23 protein-coding genes and 1 other RNA gene are annotated in these 20436 nt (G+C 64.8%); 18 read left to right on the top strand and 6 right to left on the bottom strand.

The genetic code is table 11. From position 1 onward, the window contains the following. Positions 1-23 precede the first annotated feature (23 nt). The 12 genes from catC to AR540_RS12485 all read left to right on the top strand — a co-directional run bounded on the left by catC (position 24) and on the right by AR540_RS12485 (position 8417). A complete protein-coding gene (gene catC, locus AR540_RS12540) occupies positions 24-314 on the top strand; it encodes a muconolactone Delta-isomerase (RefSeq protein WP_059229381.1) in 291 nt (96 codons plus the stop codon). A gap of 45 nt (positions 315-359) precedes the next feature. Then, entirely contained in the window at positions 360-1289 is a 930-nt protein-coding gene (gene catA, locus AR540_RS12535; RefSeq protein ID WP_059229380.1) for a catechol 1,2-dioxygenase, read from the top strand. A gap of 92 nt (positions 1290-1381) precedes the next feature. Then, positions 1382-2350: an AraC family transcriptional regulator gene (locus AR540_RS12530; RefSeq protein WP_059229378.1), complete on the top strand. Its 969-nt coding sequence runs from the start codon at positions 1382-1384 to the stop codon at positions 2348-2350. Positions 2351-2435: 85 nt separating this feature from the next. Further along, positions 2436-3812: a Rieske 2Fe-2S domain-containing protein gene (locus tag AR540_RS12525; RefSeq protein ID WP_059229376.1), complete on the top strand. Its 1377-nt coding sequence runs from the start codon at positions 2436-2438 to the stop codon at positions 3810-3812. After that, positions 3809-4297 (top strand): benzoate 1,2-dioxygenase small subunit, encoded by a 489-nt coding sequence (gene benB / locus AR540_RS12520; RefSeq protein WP_059229374.1) that lies wholly within the window; start codon positions 3809-3811, stop codon positions 4295-4297. Before AR540_RS12525 ends, benB begins: the two co-directional genes overlap by 4 nt. A gap of 12 nt (positions 4298-4309) precedes the next feature. Further along, the gene (gene benC, locus AR540_RS12515) at positions 4310-5332 is read left to right on the top strand and encodes a benzoate 1,2-dioxygenase electron transfer component BenC (protein WP_059229371.1); all 1023 of its coding nucleotides are present in this window, start codon (positions 4310-4312) and stop codon (positions 5330-5332) included. 10 nt (positions 5333-5342) lie between these two features. Continuing rightward, a complete protein-coding gene (locus AR540_RS12510) occupies positions 5343-6104 on the top strand; it encodes a 1,6-dihydroxycyclohexa-2,4-diene-1-carboxylate dehydrogenase (protein ID WP_059229369.1) in 762 nt (253 codons plus the stop codon). A gap of 237 nt (positions 6105-6341) precedes the next feature. Further along, positions 6342-6554 (top strand): hypothetical protein, encoded by a 213-nt coding sequence (locus tag AR540_RS12505; RefSeq protein WP_059229366.1) that lies wholly within the window; start codon positions 6342-6344, stop codon positions 6552-6554. Between the two features lie 108 nt (positions 6555-6662). After that, complete coding sequence (locus AR540_RS12500; RefSeq protein WP_153014232.1) at positions 6663-7046, top strand: response regulator; 384 nt, start codon at positions 6663-6665, stop codon at positions 7044-7046. Positions 7047-7139: 93 nt separating this feature from the next. Next, complete coding sequence (locus AR540_RS12495; RefSeq protein ID WP_059229364.1) at positions 7140-7385, top strand: hypothetical protein; 246 nt, start codon at positions 7140-7142, stop codon at positions 7383-7385. Further along, the gene (locus AR540_RS12490; RefSeq protein ID WP_059229362.1) at positions 7385-8248 is read left to right on the top strand and encodes a formate/nitrite transporter family protein; all 864 of its coding nucleotides are present in this window, start codon (positions 7385-7387) and stop codon (positions 8246-8248) included. Before AR540_RS12495 ends, AR540_RS12490 begins: the two co-directional genes overlap by 1 nt. A 93-nt stretch (positions 8249-8341) precedes the next feature. Next, a non-coding RNA gene (locus tag AR540_RS12485) (sX9 sRNA) lies at positions 8342-8417 on the top strand. 15 nt (positions 8418-8432) lie between these two features. Here the strand turns inward: AR540_RS12485 and fabI are convergent. The 3 genes from fabI to gloB form a co-directional block, all read right to left on the bottom strand. Next, on the bottom strand, positions 8433-9233 hold the full coding sequence (gene fabI / locus AR540_RS12480) for an enoyl-ACP reductase FabI (RefSeq protein WP_059229359.1): 801 nt from the start codon (positions 9231-9233) through the stop codon (positions 8433-8435). A 196-nt stretch (positions 9234-9429) separates the two neighbouring features. Then, positions 9430-11049: a LysM peptidoglycan-binding domain-containing protein gene (locus tag AR540_RS12475; protein WP_153014231.1), complete on the bottom strand. Its 1620-nt coding sequence runs from the start codon at positions 11047-11049 to the stop codon at positions 9430-9432. 145 nt (positions 11050-11194) lie between these two features. After that, positions 11195-11974 carry a hydroxyacylglutathione hydrolase gene (gloB, locus tag AR540_RS12470; RefSeq protein WP_059229355.1) on the bottom strand — a complete coding sequence of 260 codons (780 nt, stop codon included), beginning with the start codon at positions 11972-11974 and terminating at the stop codon, positions 11195-11197. Between the two features lie 90 nt (positions 11975-12064). Here gloB and AR540_RS12465 point away from each other — a divergent pair, with 90 nt between their 5' ends. Genes AR540_RS12465 through dnaQ form a run of 3 tightly spaced genes read left to right on the top strand, consistent with a single transcriptional unit; the run spans position 12065 to position 14050 of the window. After that, positions 12065-12841 (top strand): methyltransferase domain-containing protein, encoded by a 777-nt coding sequence (locus AR540_RS12465; protein ID WP_059229354.1) that lies wholly within the window; start codon positions 12065-12067, stop codon positions 12839-12841. Then, positions 12834-13298 (top strand): ribonuclease HI, encoded by a 465-nt coding sequence (rnhA, locus tag AR540_RS12460; protein ID WP_059229351.1) that lies wholly within the window; start codon positions 12834-12836, stop codon positions 13296-13298. Before AR540_RS12465 ends, rnhA begins: the two co-directional genes overlap by 8 nt. A gap of 17 nt (positions 13299-13315) precedes the next feature. Further along, the gene (dnaQ, locus tag AR540_RS12455; RefSeq protein WP_059229349.1) at positions 13316-14050 is read left to right on the top strand and encodes a DNA polymerase III subunit epsilon; all 735 of its coding nucleotides are present in this window, start codon (positions 13316-13318) and stop codon (positions 14048-14050) included. A gap of 223 nt (positions 14051-14273) precedes the next feature. Here dnaQ and AR540_RS25735 read toward each other — a convergent pair whose 3' ends face one another. Next, positions 14274-14525 (bottom strand): hypothetical protein, encoded by a 252-nt coding sequence (locus AR540_RS25735; protein ID WP_177339210.1) that lies wholly within the window; start codon positions 14523-14525, stop codon positions 14274-14276. On the opposite strand from AR540_RS25735, the gene AR540_RS12450 reads away from it, so the two are divergent. Both AR540_RS12450 and nudC read left to right on the top strand, forming a co-directional pair. Beyond that, positions 14470-16170 carry a ferrous iron transporter B gene (locus AR540_RS12450; protein WP_065242533.1) on the top strand — a complete coding sequence of 567 codons (1701 nt, stop codon included), beginning with the start codon at positions 14470-14472 and terminating at the stop codon, positions 16168-16170. The genes AR540_RS25735 and AR540_RS12450 overlap by 56 nt on opposite strands. Then, positions 16167-16994 carry an NAD(+) diphosphatase gene (nudC, locus tag AR540_RS12445; RefSeq protein WP_059229345.1) on the top strand — a complete coding sequence of 276 codons (828 nt, stop codon included), beginning with the start codon at positions 16167-16169 and terminating at the stop codon, positions 16992-16994. Before AR540_RS12450 ends, nudC begins: the two co-directional genes overlap by 4 nt. Here the strand turns inward: nudC and AR540_RS12440 are convergent. Beyond that, positions 16962-17738 carry a TSUP family transporter gene (locus AR540_RS12440; protein WP_059229343.1) on the bottom strand — a complete coding sequence of 259 codons (777 nt, stop codon included), beginning with the start codon at positions 17736-17738 and terminating at the stop codon, positions 16962-16964. The two genes, nudC and AR540_RS12440, sit on opposite strands and share 33 nt — an antisense overlap. 78 nt (positions 17739-17816) lie before the next feature. After that, a complete protein-coding gene (gene pobA, locus AR540_RS12435) occupies positions 17817-19001 on the bottom strand; it encodes a 4-hydroxybenzoate 3-monooxygenase (RefSeq protein ID WP_059229340.1) in 1185 nt (394 codons plus the stop codon). A 145-nt stretch (positions 19002-19146) separates the two neighbouring features. Between pobA and AR540_RS12430 the strand changes: the two genes are divergently transcribed. Then, the gene (locus AR540_RS12430; RefSeq protein ID WP_059229339.1) at positions 19147-20019 is read left to right on the top strand and encodes a helix-turn-helix domain-containing protein; all 873 of its coding nucleotides are present in this window, start codon (positions 19147-19149) and stop codon (positions 20017-20019) included. The last annotated feature ends 417 nt before the right edge of the window (positions 20020-20436 follow it).

Here is a 20436-nt window from a genome sequence, read left to right as displayed (position 1 = left end):
CGCTCAAGAGAGGAATCTTCGAGATGCTGTTCCATGTCCGCATGACCGTGAAGCTGCCTACCGAGATGCCCGCCGACCAGGCCGCCCGGCTCAAGGCCGCCGAGAAGGAGCTGGCCCAGCGCCTGCAGCGCGAAGGCACCTGGCGCCACCTCTGGCGTATCGCCGGGCTCTACGCCAACGTGAGCATCTTCGACGTACCCGATGCCCAGGCGCTGCACGACACCCTGATGCAGTTGCCGCTCTATCCCTACATGGAGATCGAGGTCTCCGCGCTGTGCCGACATCCGTCGTCGATCCACGCCGACGACCGCTGATCCCGTTGCAATGTGCCTGACAAGAACAATACGAGGACCCTCACCATGACCGTACGCATCGCCCAGACCGCCGACGTGCAGAAATTCTTCGAGACCGTCAGTGGCTTCGAACAAGCCGGCGGCAATCCGCGCATGAAAGCCATCGTGCACCGGGTGCTGACCGATACCATCAGGATCATCGACGACCTGAACGTCACCACCGAGGAATTCTGGGCGGCGGTGCACTACCTCAATGTGCTGGGCGCCCGCCAGGAAGCGGGGCTGGTGGTGGCCGGCCTGGGTCTCGAGCATTACCTCGATCTGCGCCTGGATGCCGAAGACGCCGCACGTGGCCTGGTCGGTGGCACCCCTCGGACCATCGAAGGCCCGCTCTACGTGGCCGGGGCGCCCCTGTGCGAGGGTAGCGCCCGTCTGGATGACGGCACCGATGCCGGGACGCCGCTGTTCATGCAGGGCGTGGTGCGCGATGTGAACGGTCAGCCGCTGGCCGGCGCCATCGTCGACGTCTGGCACGCCAACACCGGCGGCACCTATTCCTACTTCGATCCGAGCCAGTCCGAATTCAACCTGCGCCGCCGTATCGTCACCGACAGCGAAGGGCGCTATCGCTTCCAGAGCATCGTGCCCTCCGGCTACGGCTGCCCGCCGGATGGACCCACCCAGCAGTTGCTGGACCAGCTCGGTCGCCATGGTCAGCGTCCGGCCCATGTGCACTTCTTCATTTCCGCACCCCAGCATCGGCACCTGACCACCCAGATCAACCTGGCCGGCGACCAGTATCTGCACGACGACTTCGCCTATGCCACCCGTGACGAATTGATCGCCGAGATCACCTTCAGCGATGACCCGGCGCAGGCCGAGGCACTGGGCGTAGCCGGTCGCTTCGCCGAGATCGAGTTCGACTTCGAGCTGCAGCCCGCCGCCGAACCGGCCGCCGAAGAACGTCGCGAGCGGGTCCGCGCGCTGGAGGCCTGAGCCGCCTTCGATCCATTGAAAGCCCGGGCCGCCTCGCGTCCCGGGCTTTGCCGTTCGCTTCGACTGAACAGCACAACAAGAGAGGTTCCGACATGACCTTGCTCAGCGAGCGCAGCCTGGTGTTCGCCCAGGCCGACGTAGCCACCGTATCCGCCTACGTCAACGAGCACGTGGGCCAGCACCGCATTCGCCTGCCGGTGCGCGGCCGCCCGCGGGCGAGCATCCTGCACCGGAGCTTTTCCAGCCTCGATCTCTGCCGCCTGAGCTATGGCGGAGAGGTGCAGGTCACCAGTCCGGCGCTGGAAAGCGTCTTTCACCTGCAGGTGCTACTCCAGGGGTGCTGCCTGGCGCGCGGGGCAGGGCGGGAGCGGGTGTATGCGCCGGGGCAGATGCTGCTGATCAATCCCGACGAGCCGGTCGACCTCACCTACTCGGAGGACTGCGAGAAATTCATTCTCACCCTGCCAGTGCGGGTGTTGGAGACGGCTTGCCTGACCCAGGGCCACCCACTGCCCGCCACGGGTGTTCGCTTCGAGCCCCAGGCCGGTGGTGCTGCCGCCGTGGGCAACTTCCTGGCGCTGCTGGAGTTGCTGTGCCAGGAAGCAGAGGAGGTGACCACGCCCGGTACCTCGGTGCTTTACGAGCGCCTGGTGGCTAGCAAACTGCTGGCATTGGTGGAGAACAGCACCTGGTCGTCGCCCACCACGCTCGTCGCCGGCGGCTGCCGCTTCGAGCGACTGCAAGCTTTCATCGACGAACACCTCGCTGAAGAGATCAGCGTCGCACGCCTGATGCAGGTAGCCAATGTCAGCCGCCGCACACTCTACAGCCTGTTCGAGCGCCACGTCGGCATCGCACCGGGCGACTACATCCGCCAATGCAAGCTGGAACGCGTCCGCCAGCGGTTGCTGGACCCGCGTGCCAGCAGCGTCACCGTCGTGGCCCTGGATCTCGGCTTCCTGCACCTGGGGCGCTTCGCCGAGCTCTATCGCAAGAGGTTCGGCGAGCTGCCTTCGGCCACCTGGAAACGCGGGCGCGAGGAAGGCGCACCACGCGGATAGCGATCCGCACGGCTCGGCTATTGGCGGGGTACCGCCGCTCCTACCCTGGGTTGGCCTGATACAACAACAACCGAGGGTGAACCCCATGATCAGCATGCTCGACCGCCTCGCCCGGCAGATTGCCGACGCCGTCGAAGACGACCCTGCCCGTGGCGTCTTCCGCTGCCGCCGCAGTGTCTTCACCGATCCCGCGCTCTTCGAGCTGGAGCTCAAGCACCTCTTCGAGGGCGGCTGGGTCTACCTGGCCCACGAAAGCCAGATCCCCGAGATCAATGACTACTTCACCACCTGGATCGGCCGCCAGCCGGTGGTGATCACCCGCGACAAGCATGGCGAGCTGCACGGGCTGGTGAACGCCTGTGCCCATCGCGGTGCCATGCTCTGCCGGCGCAAGCAGGGCAACAAGAGCTCCTTCACCTGCCCCTTCCATGGCTGGACCTTCGGCAACAGCGGCAAGCTGCTCAAGGTCAAGGATGGCAGGCACGGCGCCTATCCGCAGCAGTTCGACTGCGACGGCTCCCATGACCTGACCCGCCTGGCCCGCTTCGAGAGCTATCGCGGCTTTCTGTTCGGCTCGCTCAGCGCGGCGGTGCCCGAGCTGTCCGACCATCTCGGCGAAACCCGCGTCATCATCGACCAGATCGTCGACCAGGCGCCCGAAGGTATCGAGGTGTTGCGCGGCAATTCCACCTACACCTACGACGGCAACTGGAAGCTGCAGCTGGAGAACGGCGCGGATGGCTACCACGTCAGCTCCGTGCACTGGAACTACTCCGCCACCATGCAGCGGCGCAACTACGAGGCCGAGGGCACCCGCACCGTGGACGCCAATGGCTGGTCCAAGAGTGTCGGCGGCGTCTACGGTTTCGCGCGGGGCCACCTCCTGCTCTGGACCCAGCTGCTCAATCCCGAGGTGCGCCCGGTGTACCACCACCGCGAGGCGCTGCGGGCGCGGCTCGGTGCCGAGCGCGCCGGTCTCATCGTCGGCCAGACCCGCAACCTGTGCCTGTACCCCAACGTCTACCTGATGGATCAGTTCTCCACCCAGATCCGCGTGGTGCGGCCCTTGGCGGTCGACAAGACCGAGGTGACCATCTACTGCTTCGCGCCCAAGGGAGAAAGCGGCGCCGATCGCGCCCTGCGCATCCGCCAGTACGAGGACTTCTTCAACGTCAGCGGCATGGGCACGCCGGACGACCTGGAGGAATTCCGCGCCTGCCAGAGCGGCTACCAAGGCAATACCGATCTGTGGAACGACCTTTCCCGCGGCGCGCTGCACTGGCAAACGGGCGCGGACGACAACGCCCGGGCGCTGGGCATGGCGCCGCTGCTGTCCGGCCCCCGCACCGAGGACGAAGGGCTCTTCGTGCGCCAGCACGCCTATTGGGCCCAGGCCCTGGGACAGGCCATCGAGCGGGAACGCGCCAACCTGGTGGCCACCGATGGGGAGAGCGCCGCATGAACACCGCCCCTGGTCGGCTCCTCGATTTCGTCTATCGCGAAGCCCGGCTGCTGGATGATCGCCAGTGGGACGCCTGGCTCGCCTGCTACAGCCCCCGGGTACAGTTCTGGATGCCCGCCTGGGACGACAACGACCAACTGGTCGAAGACCCCCAGGTGCACATCTCGCTGATCTATTACCCCAATCGCGAAGGTCTGGAAGATCGCATCTTCCGCATCAAGACCGAGCGCTCCAGCGCCAGCACCCCGGAGCCGCGCACGGCCCACTTCATCGCCAACCTGGAAGTCCTGGCGGCGGATGCCGAGACGGCCGAGCTGCGCTTCAACTGGCAGACCCTGAGCCATCGCTATCGCACCACCGACGTCTTCTTCGGTACCTCCTTCTATGGCCTGGACCTGCGCGGCGAGCAGCCCCTGATCACCCGCAAGAAGGTGGTGCTGAAGAACGACTACATCCACCAGGTCATCGACATCTACCACTGCTAGGAGGACGCCGCCATGAGCTATACCCTGGCCCTGACGTTCGCAGACGGCGTCACCCGCTTCATCGACTGCAACCCCGGCGAGACGGTCCTCGACGCTGCCTACCGCCAGCGCATCAACCTGCCCATGGACTGCTCCGACGGCGTCTGTGGTACCTGCAGGTGCCACTGCGAAAAGGGCGACTACGCCCTGGGCGAGGACTACCTCGAAGACGCCCTGAGTGCCAGCGAGGCCGCCGAAGGCCAGGTGCTGACCTGCCAGATGACGGTGACTTCCGATTGCGTCCTGCGGGTGCCCGTGCCCGCGGCACGCTGCAAGACCGGCGTGGCCACTTACCAGGCCAGCGTCGCCGGACTCGAGCACCTGGGCGACGCCGCAATCGCCTTGCGCCTGACTCTGGATCACGCGCCGGACTTTCTCCCGGGGCAATACATGAACCTGGAAGTGCCGGGTAGCGGCCAGACCCGGGCCTACTCCTTCAGCAGCCGGCCCGGAGAGGCTACGGCCAGCTTCCTCATCAAACAGGTTCCTGGCGGCCTCATGAGCGGTTGGCTGGCGCAGGCGCGCATTGGTGATCAATTGCACCTGAGTGGTCCCCTGGGCAGCTTCTTTCTGCGCGAAGTCAGCCGGCCGTTGTTGTTCCTGGCCGGTGGCACCGGGCTCGCGCCCTTCCTGTCGATGTTGGCGGTACTGGCCGAGCGGGGCTGCGGGCAACCGATCCAGCTGCTCTACGGCGTGACCCGCGACGAGGACCTGGTATTGGTCGACGAACTTGAAGCCTTTACTCGCCGGTTGCCCGGGCTGCGCATCCTGACCTGTGTCGCCGATCCCACCACCCGACACCCGCATCAGGGCTATGTCACTCGACACCTGCCCGCGCAGGCGCTGAACGGGGGCGATGTCGACATCTACCTGTGCGGGCCACCGCCCATGGTGGATTCGGTTCGCCAGTACCTTGCGGAGCAGGGCGTCGAGCCCGCCAGCTTCCACTACGAGAAATTCACGCCCACGGTCGTGACGACCGGTAACGTTGCCTGAGGAGAACCCCATGAATGGCCGATTTTCCAACAAGGTCGTGGTGGTGACCGGTGCGGCACAAGGCATCGGCCGAGCGGTGGCTGAGCGACTCAGGGCGGAAGGCGCGCTACTGGTGGCCATCGATCGCTCGGCGCTGGTCCATGAGCTGAAGGACGATTTCAGCCTTACCCTGACTGCCGACCTCGAGCAGGCCGCTGGCTGCCAGCGGGTCTTCCACGAGGCGCACGCCTGGCAGGAACGGATCGACGTACTGATCAACAACGTCGGTGGCACCCTCTGGGCCAAGCCCTTCGAGCACTATCAGGTCGACGAGATCGAAGCCGAGATCCGCCGTTCACTGTTTCCCACGCTCTGGTGCTGCCATGCGGTGCTGCCTTACCTGCTGGCGCGAGGGCAGGGCGCCATCGTCAATGTGTCCTCCGTCGCCACCCGCGGTATCAACCGGGTGCCCTATGGCGCCGCCAAGGGCGGCGTCAATGCCCTGACCGCCTGCCTGGCGTTCGAGACCGCTGGCCGTGGCATCCGGGTCAATGCCACGGCGCCGGGCGGCACCCAGGCGCCGCCACGGCGGATTCCGCGCAACGAGCGGGTGGAATCGGCGCAGGACCGCCGCTGGTATCAGCAGATCGTCGACCAGACCTGCGACAGCAGCCTGATGAAGCGCTACGGCACCCTGAACGAGCAGGTGGGCGCCATTCTCTTCCTGGCGTCCGACGAAGCCTCCTACATTACCGGAACGGTTCTGCCCGTTGGCGGTGGGGACCAGGGTTGACCCTGTCGCGCAGCGAAACGGTCTTCGCCGTTTCCCTCAGGGACACCAGGCTACGAACGCGCAGTAGCCCGAATGACGGTATCCGCTGGCCAGGAACCGCTCTGGCGCGGGCTTTTCATGTTAAGGTTGTGGCTTTTGCGGCAGTTCGCATTCGGTTACAGCCCCCGTATGCACGGTGAGAGAACGAATCGGCGCTTGGCCTGCCTAAACAGTGTCCAATCAACCCGGAGTCTCACCATGAACGCAAAGAAAACCGCTGCTCTGATGTTTGCTGGTCTGATCGCCGTCAGTGGCGCTGCCTTCGCCGCCGAAACCGCGGGTAATCCGCCAAAGGCCAACAGCGCTGGCATGGGCACCCCGGCTGGCCAGAAGACCGGTGAGGGCGCAGGCGCCGCGACCGGCGGTGGCAAGACCACCCTCAACGAGCAAGGCCAGAAGAAACAGCAGTAATGGCGACGGGCCGCTGGTAACGCCAGCGGCCCGTACCTGCCGCGATGAGTTGGAACTTTACGGGTCTCTTGGGTCCAAGGGAGCCGAACGTGTGCGTACAGGGGTTAGATGGTGAGCGTGGAAACGAACAAGGTGGTACTGGTCGTCGAGGATGAGCCGCAGATACTGATGATTCTGGCGGACTATCTCTCTGAACTGGGCTACACCGTTCTCCAGGCACCTTCCTCCCTGGAAGCCTTCCGCATTCTCGCCGGTAGGCCTCGCCTCGACCTGCTCATCACCGATTTCCGGCTACCCGACGACGTATCCGGTGTCATGATCGCCGAGCCGGCGCTCAAGCTACGTCCCGATCTCAAGGTCATGTTCATCAGCGGCTATCCCGCCGAGATCATCGATACCGGCTCCCCGCTACTGGGCCGGATTCCCCTGCTTACCAAGCCTTTCTCGCTGGAACGCCTGCATCAGCAGGTGCAGAAGCTGCTCGGCAACTGAGCGTCTCGAGCCATAGATCGTTTTCCCGCTTGAGCAGTCTACTGATCAGGCGCGGCCAGTCCGGCCGCCGCAGGTTGGGAGACCAGGGCATCCATGGCCATCAAGCACTTCACTCATCACGAAGCCATCTCGTCCGCCGTCCCGGCTGAGCAGGGATTCGCCGCGGTCATCGCCGTCAAGGCGCGCCAGGACGACGCGAAACCGACCTTCCACAAGGTCGCTACCGAGCGGCACTTCGATCTGGCTTCGGAGGCCGAAGAAGCCGCCGATGCCGCCCTCAATCGAGTCACCGAGATCGGCGACAACGACGAACTTCTCTGGGACGAGCAGGCCAGCTGATGGGCAACGACCGGGGAAAGGCCGAAGAGTCCCACAAGGGCAAGGAACCGGGACCGGATGACCCGGAGCTGACTCGGGAAGAAGAGGAGGATGTCGACGACAGTCAGTTGCCGCGGGCAGTGGTGTTGCACGAGATCATCCGCACCCAGGGCGATCACGAGCTGGAGCGGACCATCGCCGCGCTGTTCTGGTCCGCCCTGGCGGCTGGCCTCACCATGGGCCTGTCGCTCATGGCGATGGGGCTGCTCAATGCCAATCTGCCCTCGGGTGGCTATTCCAAGGTCATCGCCAGCTTCGGTTATTCGGCGGGATTCCTGGCCGTGATCCTGGCGCGCCAGCAGCTGTTCACCGAGAACACCCTGACGGCGGTGCTACCGGTGATGAGCGAGCCCACACTGCATAACTTCGGCCGGCTCGGCCGACTGTGGGGCGTGGTACTGGTCGGCAACCTGCTGGGTACCATGCTGGTGGCCTATGTGATCCTGCACCTGCCGCTGTTCGACGCCGAGACCGATGTCAAATTCATCGAGATTGGCACCAAGGTCATGGAGAACGATGCCGCCGGCATGTTCGCCAAGGGCATAGTGTCGGGCTGGATGATCGCTACCATGGTCTGGATGCTGCCCGCCGCGGAGAGCGCCAGGATCTGGATCATCGTGCTCATCACCTATCTGATGGCACTGGGCGACTTCACTCACATCGTGGTGGGTAGCCTGGAGGTGGCTTACCTGGTCTTCGCCGGGGAGGCGACCTGGAGCGAATTCTGGTTGGCCTTCGCCGGCCCGACGCTGGCTGGCAACATCGTCGGTGGCAGCCTGATCTTCGCCCTGATCAGCCACGCTCAGGTGCGCAGCGACAGCTGAAAACGAAGAGGCCGGCTTGCGCCGGCCTCTTCGAGCGACCAACAACTCTACTGCGCGTCCGCCAGACGGGCGCGTGCAGTGCTCGGAATCCTCATGTACCACTCGTACACTGCAACTCCTGCGCGCCGCGCGCACCCGCCTGACAACGGCTCGCTACGTTTTGTCAGCCGCTCTTCGTTTGCCATCACTCGTCGTCGTTGAGCTGGCCCATGGCCGTGGTGTTGAAACCGCCGTCGACGTAGAGAATCTCGCCACTGATGCCCGAGGCCAGGTCGGAGCACAGGAAGGCGCCGGCATTGCCGACCTCATCGATGGTCACGTTGCGACGCAGGGGCGTCTGGCGCTCATTGGCGGCCAGCATCTTGCGGAAGCTCTTGATGCCCGAGGCGGCCAGGGTGCGGATGGGACCAGCGGAAACGGCGTTCACGCGGGTGCCTTCCGGGCCGAGACTGCCGGCCAGGTAACGCACGCCGGCTTCCAGGCTGGCCTTGGCCATGCCCATGACGTTGTAGTTGGGCATGGTGCGTTCGGCACCCAGGTACGACAGGGTCAGCAGACTGCCGTTACGACCGCGCATCATCTCGCGGCCGGCCTTGGCCAGGGCGACGAAGCTGTAGGCGCTGATGTCGTGGGCGATCTTGAAGCCTTCGCGAGTGGTCACGCTGGTGAAGTCGCCGTCCAGCTGGTCGCCGGGGGCGAAGCCGACCGAGTGCACGATGCAGTCCAGGCCGTCCCACTTCTTCGCCAGCTCGGCGAACACGGCTTCGATCTGGGCGTCATCGGCGACGTCGCAGGGGAAGCACAGCTCGGGATTGGAGCCCCAGCCGGCGGCGAATTCCTCGACGCGTCCCTTGAGCTTCTCGTTCTGGTAGGTGAAGGCCAGTTCCGCGCCCTCGCGATGCATGGCGGCGGCGATGCCGGAGGCGATGGACAGCTTGCTGGCGACGCCGACGATGAGAACGCGCTTACCGGCGAGAAATCCCATGGTTTTTTCCTCTTCTGTGTTGAATCCGGTGCGACCGCCGCTAGGCTGGCGTCCGGGTTGGGCAGGGCCCTGCGCGGCGCAGAGCGAGATCTTGTCCGGGTCCCCCTGAGGGGCCAGGCACGGGTGGGGCGGTAAGGTAGCAGGTCGATACCTTCGACAAAAGCGCTGGATGACCGCTGCGGTGAGCGGTCGCGGCTCAGTTGAGGAACAGCGTCAGCGTCTGGCCCGGGGTCAGCGCGGACGCGATGCGTGGATTCCAGTCCTGCAGCGCCTGCACGCCGATGTTGTAACGCTTGGCGATCTGGTAGAGCGAATCGCCTGCCTTGACCCTATAGTAGGTCGGCGCGGCCTTGCTGTTCTTGGCGGTCTTGACCGTGTAGGACGCCGGCACCGCGTTAGCGGCGGTGGTACGGGTCGCCACGGTGTTGCCGTGTAGCTTCAGGGTTTCACCCACCTTCAGGCCGCGCTTGCCCAGGTCGTTCCAGCGCTTGAGATCGGCCAGTTCGACGTCGTTGGCGCGGGCGATGGACCAGAGGCTGTCGCCGGTCCGGACCCTGTAGGTGCGCACCACCGGCTCTTCGGCCACCGCGATGGTCTCCAGCGGCGTGGTGGCGTTGCCGCTTTGCCGGCGCGGGATCATCAGTTCGCGGCCAGCGGCCAGTCGGGTGTTGCCACTGAGCTTGTTGAGCGAAGCGAGCTGTTCGACGCTGACCTTGTTGCGCTTGGCGATGGTGCGCAGGGTGTCGCCGCGGCGCACCCGATATTCCTGCCATTGCACCTCGGCATCGGACGCGATGGTGGGCAAGGTGGCCATCAGGCGCTTGGCCTTTTCCGCCGGCACCAACAGGTGCTTGGGACCGTCCATGGCCACCCGCTGAGTGTAGGCCGGATTCAGGCGATAGAGTTCGTTGGCATCCAGGTTGGCCAGCTCCGCGACCCGGGTCAGGTCCAGATGCTGCTTGATGTCCACCACTTCGAAATAGGGTTCGTCCGGGATCGACTCCAGCGCCAGGCCATAGGCGCCTGGGTTGCGCACGATCTGGGAGACGGCGAGCAGCTTGGGCACGTAGTCCTGGGTTTCCGGCGGCAGCGAGGAGAGGTTCCAGTAGTCGGTCGGCAGGCCCAGCGACTGGTTGCGCTCGATGGCCCGGCTGACCGTGCCTTCGCCGGCATTGTAGGCGGCCAGGGCCAGCAGCCAGTCGCCGCCGAACATGTCGTGCAACTTGCTCAGGTAGTCCAGGGCGGCATTGGTGGAGGCGGTGATGTCGCGGCGGCCGTCGTAGAAACGGGTCTGGCGCAGGTTGAAGTAGGCGCCGGTGGTGGGGATGAACTGCCACAGGCCGGCAGCGGCGCTACGGGAGAGGGCATTGGGGTTGAAGGAGCTTTCCACCACCGGCAGCAGTGCCAGTTCCAGCGGCATGTTGCGCTCTTCCAGCCGCTCGACGATGTAGTGCAAATAGGGCGCGCCGCGACTGCAGGATTGGGCCAGGGCGGCCTCGTGACTGGCGTACCATAGCCGCTGGCGGTCGATGCGCGGGTTGGTCCCGTTCTCGCCCGCTCCCTGCAACTGATAGCCGTCCCGTACCCGGTCCCAGATGTCGCCACTGGTGGCGGCCGCCGCCGGCGCCTTGCGCAGCCATTCCGGCGGGCGCTGCATCTTGTTCGGCGTCATTTCCAGATCAGCCTGGTAGGCACTTTCCGGCTGTTGCTGGTTGCTCTGGCAACCGGCGAGGAAAAGGGCGAGGCACAGCGCGGAGACTTTGAAGGAGGTGGCCAGCACGTCTATTTCGCGGGTTTTCGGCGTCGCTGGCGGCATCGGTCTGGGCATTCCGGGATTTGGAGGATGGGCGATTCTAGGAACCGCCTCCCGAGGGGTCAAGGAACAACCCGCGAGCCTGTGACCGGTACGACGACGGAAAACCAGGCGCCACGGCCTCCTTGCCGGGCCCCGCCATTGCGTGTCAGAACGTGTCCTTCCAGGCGCGCAGGGCGGCGAAGAAGGTATCCTCCGGCGCGTCCGCCGCTACGCCGAGCTCCTGCTGCAGGCGCTGCCGGACACCGGGTTCGCCGCTACGCAGGAAGGGGTTGATGGTACGTTCGCGACCCAGGGTGCTCGGCAGCGTGGGTCGCTGGGCGGCGCGCAGGCGCTGGGTTTCGGCCGTGGCAGCCTGGATGGCGGCATTGTCCGGCTCCACCGCCTGGGCGAAGCGCAGATTGCTCTGGGTATATTCGTGACCGCAGTAGACGCGGGTTTCGTCCGGCAGGCTGGCCAGGCGACGTAGGGAGTTCAGCATCTGCGCCGGGGTGCCTTCGAACAGGCGGCCACAGCCTGCGGAAAAGAGCGTGTCGCCACTGAACAGCAGTGGTTGTTCGCCAGGGATGTAGTAGGCGAGGTGACCAGCGGTATGCCCCGGCACGCGGATGATCTCGACGGTCGCGTCGAGCACTTCCAGTCGATCACCGTCCGCGAGTGGAAGGTCGACGTCGGCGATGGCTTCGTCGGCCGGCGCGGTGACCCGGGCGCCGGTACGCTGCTTGAGCGCGGCTATGCCCCCGGTATGGTCGTGGTGATGATGGGTGATGAGGATGTCGCTCAGCCGCCAGCCGGGATGGCCATCGAGCCAGGCCAGGACCGGTCCGGCGTCACCGGGGTCGACGACGACCGCCCGTCTCGTCGAGGCGTCCTTGATCAGCCAGATGTAGTTATCGTTGAAAGCGGGCAGGGGAAGGATGTCGAACATGGGGGCAGCTCTCTGGTCGGAACGCGAGTTCCCAGGGTAGCAGTCTCGAGGACGGCGACGGTTTCGGCTTCTGTATGAGAGGACCAGACGATGCACGATGAATTCTCGGCCCAGGTGGATCAGCGCTGGCTCAAGCTCATGAGTTCCGCCCGGGAATGGATGGCCGGCCCCTTGGGGCAACTGCTGCTGGAGCAGGAGCGGATACTGATCGACGAGGAGCTCAAGCGCCACTTCGGCAGTTATCTCGTCCACTATGGGCCTCATCCGGCCGCGCCGGCCAATTGCGGCCAGCTGCGGCACGCCGTGCGCATCGGCCCGCCGCTGGGCGATGTCGACATCGTCTGCGAGGAGGGGGCCTGGCCGCTGGGAGAGCACGCCGCCGACGTGGTGCTGCTGCAACACGGGCTGGATTTCTCCTTGTCACCCCATCGGCTGCTGCGCGAGGCGGCGCTGAGCGTAAGGCCCGGCGGGCATCTGGTGGTGGTGGGTATCAACCCTTGGAGCCTCTGGGGTGTGCGGCACTACCTGGCGCGCGATGCCCTGCGAAAGGCCCGCTGCTATGGGGCCAGCCGCGTCGCGGACTGGCTGTCGCTGCTGGGCTTCGCGCTGGAGAAACGCCGCTTCGGGTGTTATCGTCCGCCGCTTTCATCCCACAAGTGGCAACAGCGCCTGGCCTGGATGGAGCAGGGGGACATCGACCCCCACAGCGAGCAGGCCGCGGGTGCGGGCTTCTATCTGCTGTCGGCCCGCAAGCTGATGTTCGGGCTGCGTCCCGTGCCTCAGGTCCGCAAGGAACCGCGCGGCAAGCTGGTGCCCATGCCGGTGGCCAAGATCGCCCGGCGCGAATCGAGTGAATCCAATGAGTGACGACATCGTCGAGGTCTTTACCGACGGCGCCTGCAAGGGTAATCCCGGCCCGGGTGGCTGGGGTGCGCTGCTGAAGTTTCGCGGCGCGGAGCGCGAGCTCTGGGGCGGTGAAGCCAACACCACCAACAATCGCATGGAGCTGATGGCGGCCATCCAGGCCCTGGCCGCGCTCAAACGGCCGTGCCGTATCCGCCTGACCACCGACTCCGAGTACGTGATGAAGGGCATCACCCAGTGGCTGGTGAACTGGAAGAAGCGCGGCTGGCAGACGGCCGCCAAGCAACCAGTGAAGAATGCCGAGCTCTGGCAGGCCCTGGACGAGCAGGTCCAGCGCCACGACGTGGAATGGCGCTGGGTGCGTGGCCATACCGGTCACCCGGAGAACGAGCGGGCCGATCAGTTGGCCAACCGTGGGGTGGATGAAGTACGACAGATCAAACAGGCCGCCAAGGCCTAGCGGCGCGAGAGGTAACGATGAGATACGTAGTTCTGGATACCGAAACCACCGGCATGCCGGTTACCGACGGCCACCGCGTGATCGAAATCGGCGGCGTCGAGGTCATCGGGCGGCGCCTGACCGGGCGTCACTTCCATGTCTATCTCAATCCGGATCGGCAGATCGACGAAGGTGCCATCGCCGTCCACGGCATCACCGATGAGTTCGTTGCCGACAAGCCGCGTTTCGCCGAGATCGCCGACAGCTTCTTCGAGTTCATCGAAGGCGCCGAGCTCATCATTCACAACGCGCCCTTCGACGTGGGCTTCATCAACGCTGAATTCGCCCGACTGGGCAACCACCCCGAGCGCGCCGACATCACCCAGCACTGCACGGTGCTCGATACCCTGGTCATGGCGCGCGGTCGGCACCCTGGCCAGCGCAACAGCCTCGATGCGCTGTGCAAACGCTATGGCGTAGACAACTCGAACCGCGAGCTCCATGGCGCGCTGCTCGATGCCGAGATCCTGGCGGACGTCTACCTGGCCATGACCGGCGGCCAGACCAGTCTGTCGCTGGCGGCCCACGGTCAGGAAGGCAACGGCGACGGCAACTATGTGATGCCGATCAGGCGGCTGCCGGCCGATCGCCCCCGCACTCGGGTGATCAGCGCCACGACCGCCGATCTCGAAGCCCATGCGGTACGCCTGGCGGCCATCGAGAAGAGTTGTGGCAAGGCCCCGCTCTGGCTTGCGGGCGAACGCGCGGATTAGTCATACGGTTCATCCCGTTTCCAGCGGATGGCGGTTCAAGTCGCCAGTGCTTACGCTCGTCCGAATAAGCAGAAAGGCTTCACAAATTTCAGCTATCGTTCAACAAAGATGGTGCACGCTGACCGTTTGGACCTGAATGAAGTACCGAATTTCGACGCACGCGGAACTTTGTTCGCTTCCTGGATTCCTATGGCGAATCAACGTGATCGCTGTGCTTTTAGGATCACATGGCGGGCGGCGGCGCGAGCGGCAGGTTCCGCTCGAACGCCTTCGCAGTGATGCGCAGGTGGAAGAAAAACGGTGGCGTGACCTGATCAGGACGATCCGGGTACCTTAGCTTCATCAGGAATAGCAAGCCTTTGATCCCGTTCTTGGGTGGCGTTTGCGAGGTTGTAATGGCGCAGGAGGCGTAAGGCACCATGGTGACCGGAGCGAGAGCTTTGAGCTTGGTCCGCGAACAATTGTTCGCGACCATTGAGGAAGCTGAATCCCATCTTGAACGATTCATCGTCGAGCGGCATTGCAGCAGCCTCTTGCAACGTGCGGTCGAAAGCATCGGCCAGATTCGCGGCGCCCTGACGCTCATCGAGCTGTCAGGCGCTCAGCTGTTGGCGCATGAAACGCTGCAGATCGCCAATGACATCCCAGCCGGTGCCGGCCCCGAGCACGACGAGCATCTGATGTCGATCTGTCGCGGTCTGCATGTGCTGCGGCGTTATCTCGAACAACTGCGCAGCGGGCAGGATGAAATGCCCGAACTGTTGCTGCCGGCCATCAACGCCCTGCGGCTGGCCGGTGGCGAGCCGGAATTGCCGGAAAGCTACTTCTTCAGCGTTCGCCTGGATCAGCGGCCTTCGATCAGCGCCACGACCCGGCTGGCCTATCGTGACCGCCAGAACCAGGCGCGTAGCATGCGGCGGATGTACCAGATCGGCCTGCTGGGCTTCCTGCGGGACGTCAACACCGCTGCTAGCCTCAAGCTGATGGCGCGTGCGCTGGAGCGCTCCGCGACCCTGTTGCACGACCATGTCGGCGGCTACCTGCCGTGGGTCGCCGCGGCCACTGCCGAAGGCTTCGCCCAAGGCCGTCTGACCGCCACGCGCGAGCGCAAGCAGCTGTTCGCCCGGGTCGACCGGGAATTGCGACAGATGCTCGGCAACGAGTTGCACGAGCCGGCGCGCAGCACCCTCAAGGAGCTTCTCTATCTGCTGGCGCTCGCCGGCGTCGATAGCGATCATCCGCGCCAGGTGATGGCAGCCTATGGTATCGAGCGCCTGGGCTTCACCGATGCCCAGCTCGAAGCGGGCAAGAAGCGCCTCGCCGGCCCTGGCCATGCGGTCATGCATTCGCTTTCCGCAGCGATTCGCGAAGAGCTGGAAACGGTCAAGGACCTGCTCGACGTCATCGAGAGCGAGGTCCGTGCAGGCTCTGAGTCCGGTCGCTCGGCGGTGTCCGACAACTTCTCCCGGCTCTATGTCCAGGTCGGGGTGCTCGGCAAGACACTGGAGATGGTCGGCCAGCAGAACGCTGGCGAGGTATTGCAGCGATGCGTACCGACGCTTTCCCAGTGGAAGGACAAATCCCTGACCCTGGAGGATCTGGTTCCTCTGGCGGACGCCTTGCTGCTGGTGGAGAGCCTGGTGGCGCAACCCGAGGGGCAGGGCAAGTTGCTCGACGTGCCGCTCGAAGCCGAGGACGTGCAGGTCAGTGTCGCCAACTATCAGCTGGGCGAGGCGCAGGCCCTGTTGCATCGCGAGGCCTACAACGGCCTGAGCGAGGCCAAGCGGGCGATCGGTGCCTTCCTCGATTCGCGAGGCGATGCCCTGCATCTGGCCACCGTTCCCGCGTTGCTCGATACCGTGCGCGGAGCGCTGTTCTTCCTCGGTAACCCCCGCGCCGCCGAGTTGGTGCGTGCCTGCACCGGCTACATCCAGCGCTGCATGATCGAAGGGGGGCAGACTTGCGAGCCTGCCACCCTGGAAGTCCTGGCGGACGCTCTCAGCAGCATCGAGTTCTTCGTCGAGAGTGGTGGCACCGAGAATCAGGACGGCACGCCGGAAATCCTCGACATCGCTGCCCAGAGCATCCGCGCCCTGGGCTGGACCTCGGCCGCCGCATGACGGCGTGGCGGCCCGGTTGGTTCCAGACGTCCCAGTCGACGTCCGGCCTGGTGGTCGTTCATAGCGGCCAGGCCTTTCTCTGCTGTGAGGGTGAAGTGCTCTTCGCTGCAGAAGATCCACGAATCCAGCGGCTCGAAGGCGACCACCATGGCCTGGGCGAGTGGCAGTCCCGCCGAGTGATGCTGCTGGAACTCGATTCCCTTGTCGATATCGAGGCTTGCAGCTGGCAGCCGCTACGGCCGCTGATGCTGCAATCACCCCATGCGCTGTTCAAGCTGCTGGGCTATGCCAATCAGATTGGCGTCTGGGCTCGCCAGCACCGCTTCTGCGGTCAATGTGGCACCCGGACCTTCGCGCTGAATGGCCAGCGTGGCCTGCAATGCCCGAATTGCCAGCTTACCCAGTATCCGCGCCTGTCCCCCAGCATGATTGCCCTGATCACGCGTGGCGACGAGGTGCTGCTGGCGCGCTCGCCGCGTTTCGCGCCGGGCGTCTTCAGTACCCTCGCCGGCTTCGTCGAGCCCGGGGAGTCGGCGGAAGCCTGCGTGCACCGCGAGATCATGGAGGAGGTCGGCGTCACGGTCGGCAACCTGCGCTATCAGGGCAGCCAGAACTGGCCCTATCCGCACTCCCTGATGCTCGGCTATCACGTCGATTACCTGGCCGGTGAGATTCGCTGCCAGCCCGATGAGATCGAGGATGCCCGGTGGTTCGACCTGCGGGATCTGCCGCTGCTGCCGCCGCCGTTCTCCATCTCCCGCTATCTGATCGACCTGTACCGGGTCGAGCGGTTAGGCGGCGGCAAACCAGTGTTGCCAGATTAGTTTCACGGTCAGGGCCAACACCACGCAGATGAACACCGGGCGGATGAACTTGGCGCCGCCGGCGATGGCACTGCGCGCTCCCAGGTAGGCACCCAGGGTCAAGGACAGCCCCATGGTCAGGCCGAGTACCCAGAGGACCTGGCCAAGGACGATGAACATCGCCAGGGCGACGCCGTTACTGACGAAATTCATGGTGCGAGCGACGCCGCTGGCCTTGAGCAGGTCGAGCGGGTAGAGCAGCAGGCTGCTGACTGTCCAGAAGGCACCGGTACCCGGGCCGAAGACCCCGTCGTACATGCCCAGGGTGACGCCTTGCGGCCATTGGCGCCGTTGTGCCACGGGGGCATCGCTAAGCACCGGGGCCTTGGGCGTACCGCCGAAGAGCAGATACAGGGCGCAGCTGAATACCACCACCGGCAACAGCTGATTGAGGAAGTCCGCCGGTAGGTGATGAGCGATCAGCGCACCCACGCCGGCCCCGACGGCCGTGGCGATCAGGGCATTACGCCATTGGCGTGGCTGGAAGAGCTTGCGGCGATAGAAGGTATAGGCTGCCGTGGCGCTGCCGAAGGTGGAGCTGAGCTTGTTGGTGCCGATGGCCAGATGCGGCGGCACGCCGGCCATCAGCAATGCCGGGACCGTCAGCAGCCCTCCACCGCCGGCGATGGCGTCGATGTAGCCGGCGAGGAAGGCGACCCCGGCGAGCAGCAGCAGGGTCGTGGGGTCCAGAGCGAAATCGAGCATGGGAAGGGCGGGCCAGGCGGAACGGGGGCGCCATCATGCACCAGTCGCGTGCCCGTCACCACCCATGACGAGTCCCGCTCAATCCAGCGCCGGGAAGGGCAGTCCGACATAGTTTTCCGCGATGGTGGTACGCCCCGCTCTGGAATCGAGCAAGGCGCGCCACTCGGCATCCTGGACACGCTGGGTGAAGGCATCGGTATCGGGAAAGCGGTGCAGGGCGGTGGTCATCCACCAGGAGAAACGTACGGCGGCCCAGATCCGCTTCAGGCAGAGCGTCGAGTAGCGCTCCAGGCAGGCGGCATCGCCGATGCGATAGGCTCTTTCCAGCAGCAGGTGCAGATTGCGCACGTCGCCCAAGGCCAGGTTGAGGCCCTTGGCCCCTGTGGGCGGCACGATGTGGGCGGCGTCGCCGACCAGGAACAGCCGGCCGTACTGCATGGGTTCCACCACGTAGCTGCGTAGCGGAGCGATACTCTTTTCCAGGGAGGGCCCCGTCACCAGGCGGGCGGCCGTTTCGGCGGGGAGCCGCGCCTTTAGTTCGTCCCAGAAGCGTTCATCCGACCAGTTCTCCACCGAATCACCGGCTTCCACCTGGAGGTAGTAGCGGCTGCGGGTGGCGGATCTCATGCTGCAGAGAGCGAAGCCACGTTCGTGACTGGCGTAGATGAGTTCCTCGCTGGCGGGTGGAGTGTCGCTGAGCAGGCCGAGCCAGCCGAAGGGATAGACCCGCTCGTATTCGGTGAGCACCCCGGCGGGGATGGCGCGACGGCACACGCCGTGGAAGCCGTCGCAGCCGGCGATGTAGTCGCAGTCGATCCGCAGCGCTTCACCGGCGACCTGGCAGGTGACGTAGGGCCGCTGGCCCTCGAGCTGGTGCGGCTGCACGTCGCTGGCCTCGTAGAGGGTGGTGGCCCCGCTGGCGCTACGTGCCTCCATCAGGTCACGGGTCACCTCGGTCTGGCCATAGACGGTGACACAGCGCCCGCCCAGCAGGTCGTTCAGATCCAGGCGCTCGCGTTTGCCGTCGATGGCGAATTCCACCCCTTCGTGTACCTGGCCTTCACGTTCCAGGCGCGCGCTTACTCCAGCCTGGCGCAGCAGATCCACGGTGCCCTGTTCGAGGACGCCGGCGCGAATACGGCTGAGAACGTGGTCGGCGCTCTGGCGATCGAGGATGATGTTGTCGATGCCGGAGCGGGTGAGTAGCTGACCGAGGAGCAGGCCGGAAGGGCCGGCGCCGATGATGACGACTCGGGTGTGCATGGAGGTGTCCTTTTGTGGGGGCGTGATCGCCGCTTTGTTATCCGACACCGGTATTTTTTGACTGGAACGCCTGGGTCAAACAGAGCAAAAAAGCTTTTAATCCGGTACTTTTCAAGGATTCGTTCGCCTATCGCCCAGGTTGTGCATGACTGCCGAAAGCCCGGTTCCCGTATTCAAACTGTATGGCGAGGCCGAATCTTGGTCGCGGCCCGATCTACTGCATTGCGAAACCATCGAGAGTCGCAGTCGGCTGCATGCCTGGAGTATCGCTACGCATCGTCATGCGGATCTGGCACAACTGCTTTACGTCCGTAGTGGCCGTGCGCGCGCGCGGATGGAGGACTGGCAGGGCGAACTGCGTGGCCCCTTTCTTTTGGTGCTGCCTCCGCTCTGTATCCATTCCTTCGCTTTCGAGCCCGATATCGATGGTGAGGTGATCACCCTGGCGTTACCGCTGCTGAAGCTTTTGCGCCAGCGCTGCGGCAGCGGCGGCCAGGGATTGTTCCAGCGCCCGGAGCGATTGTTGCCCCAAGGCGTGGAGGCGGGCTGGTTACGGCAACTAGTCGGCCGCCTGGTGCAGGAGTACGAGGGCAGGGCGACGGGTCGCGAGATTGCACTGCAGGGGCTGCTGGACAACCTGGCTGTCTGGCTGCTGCGACAACGGTTGCGTGAAGGCTCTGCCGCGGTGAGCTCGCGTGGCGAGTCGCTTCTGGAGCGCTTCCTGGCCTTGGTCGAGGTGCACTTTCGCGAGCATTGGCCCGTGGCGCGCTATGCCAGCGAATTGGGCATCACGGCGGTATACCTCAATGCGCTGTGCCAGCGTCTGGTGGGCAGCAATACCTTGACGATCGTGCACCAACGCCTGTTGCTCGAAGCCCGGCGGCTATTGCTGTATAGCGCTTCCAGTGTGGCCGAGATCGCCGATGTCCTGGGTTTCGTCGATGCCGCCTACTTCGCGCGTTTCTTTCGCCGAGGTACGGGGTGCAGTCCGTCGGAGTATCGGCGGTCCGCCCTCTAGTGTGGTGTTTCAGAAGTTCGCGCAAGAATTGGCGAGTGATTTTTTGGCTTGGGCCAGGCGCCGCGACGAGCCATAGCAGGGCTATGGCGAGGAGTGGCAACGCCGCCCAGGCCGAAAAAGCACCGCCAAAATTGTGTAGTTAACTTCTGAAACACCACGCTAGAACGCTCGATTAGGTTCGGCGAGCCGCACTGCAAGCGCAATGCTTGCCTGGGGCGCCAGCCCCGCGAATCACATCAAGCGGCAGATGGGTGATGTGCCAACTTGCTCATTGGATCTACCTGCTACTGCAGGCCCGAATAGTGAGGTGTTCGTCACAAAAGCTCTTCTGCTGCGTCCTGAATGCTCCAGCCGGATAGTTGGAACGCCCGCGATAGACGTTCTGACGCCGGAATTAAGTCCATTCAGGGAACGATG

It is taken from the genome of Pseudomonas sp. EpS/L25 (genome assembly GCF_001512295.1).
Lineage (GTDB): Bacteria > Pseudomonadota > Gammaproteobacteria > Pseudomonadales > Pseudomonadaceae > Chryseomonas.
The sequence above is the reverse complement of the archived record's forward strand: the minus strand, read 5'-3'. Positions and strand labels throughout refer to the sequence as shown.

Excerpts from the sequence above, each read along its gene's own strand:
- AR540_RS12510 (WP_059229369.1), top strand. The coding sequence starts at position 5,343 with ATGAATGGCCGATTTTCCAACAAGGTCGTGGTGGTGACCGGTGCGGCA.
- AR540_RS12450 (WP_065242533.1), top strand. The coding sequence starts at position 14,470 with ATGGTGACCGGAGCGAGAGCTTTGAGCTTGGTCCGCGAACAATTGTTC.
- AR540_RS12430 (WP_059229339.1), top strand. The coding sequence starts at position 19,147 with ATGACTGCCGAAAGCCCGGTTCCCGTATTCAAACTGTATGGCGAGGCC.
- benB (WP_059229374.1), top strand. The coding sequence starts at position 3,809 with ATGAACACCGCCCCTGGTCGGCTCCTCGATTTCGTCTATCGCGAAGCC.
- gloB (WP_059229355.1), bottom strand. The coding sequence starts at position 11,974 with ATGTTCGACATCCTTCCCCTGCCCGCTTTCAACGATAACTACATCTGG.
- fabI (WP_059229359.1), bottom strand. The coding sequence starts at position 9,233 with ATGGGATTTCTCGCCGGTAAGCGCGTTCTCATCGTCGGCGTCGCCAGC.
- AR540_RS12475 (WP_153014231.1), bottom strand. The coding sequence starts at position 11,049 with ATGCCGCCAGCGACGCCGAAAACCCGCGAAATAGACGTGCTGGCCACC.
- catA (WP_059229380.1), top strand. The coding sequence starts at position 360 with ATGACCGTACGCATCGCCCAGACCGCCGACGTGCAGAAATTCTTCGAG.
- AR540_RS12505 (WP_059229366.1), top strand. The coding sequence starts at position 6,342 with ATGAACGCAAAGAAAACCGCTGCTCTGATGTTTGCTGGTCTGATCGCC.
- benC (WP_059229371.1), top strand. The coding sequence starts at position 4,310 with ATGAGCTATACCCTGGCCCTGACGTTCGCAGACGGCGTCACCCGCTTC.
- nudC (WP_059229345.1), top strand. The coding sequence starts at position 16,167 with ATGACGGCGTGGCGGCCCGGTTGGTTCCAGACGTCCCAGTCGACGTCC.
- pobA (WP_059229340.1), bottom strand. The coding sequence starts at position 19,001 with ATGCACACCCGAGTCGTCATCATCGGCGCCGGCCCTTCCGGCCTGCTC.
- AR540_RS25735 (WP_177339210.1), bottom strand. The coding sequence starts at position 14,525 with ATGGTCGCGAACAATTGTTCGCGGACCAAGCTCAAAGCTCTCGCTCCG.
- AR540_RS12465 (WP_059229354.1), top strand. The coding sequence starts at position 12,065 with ATGCACGATGAATTCTCGGCCCAGGTGGATCAGCGCTGGCTCAAGCTC.
- rnhA (WP_059229351.1), top strand. The coding sequence starts at position 12,834 with ATGAGTGACGACATCGTCGAGGTCTTTACCGACGGCGCCTGCAAGGGT.
- AR540_RS12440 (WP_059229343.1), bottom strand. The coding sequence starts at position 17,738 with ATGCTCGATTTCGCTCTGGACCCCACGACCCTGCTGCTGCTCGCCGGG.
- AR540_RS12500 (WP_153014232.1), top strand. The coding sequence starts at position 6,663 with ATGGTGAGCGTGGAAACGAACAAGGTGGTACTGGTCGTCGAGGATGAG.
- dnaQ (WP_059229349.1), top strand. The coding sequence starts at position 13,316 with ATGAGATACGTAGTTCTGGATACCGAAACCACCGGCATGCCGGTTACC.
- AR540_RS12495 (WP_059229364.1), top strand. The coding sequence starts at position 7,140 with ATGGCCATCAAGCACTTCACTCATCACGAAGCCATCTCGTCCGCCGTC.
- AR540_RS12490 (WP_059229362.1), top strand. The coding sequence starts at position 7,385 with ATGGGCAACGACCGGGGAAAGGCCGAAGAGTCCCACAAGGGCAAGGAA.
- catC (WP_059229381.1), top strand. The coding sequence starts at position 24 with ATGCTGTTCCATGTCCGCATGACCGTGAAGCTGCCTACCGAGATGCCC.
- AR540_RS12525 (WP_059229376.1), top strand. The coding sequence starts at position 2,436 with ATGATCAGCATGCTCGACCGCCTCGCCCGGCAGATTGCCGACGCCGTC.
- AR540_RS12530 (WP_059229378.1), top strand. The coding sequence starts at position 1,382 with ATGACCTTGCTCAGCGAGCGCAGCCTGGTGTTCGCCCAGGCCGACGTA.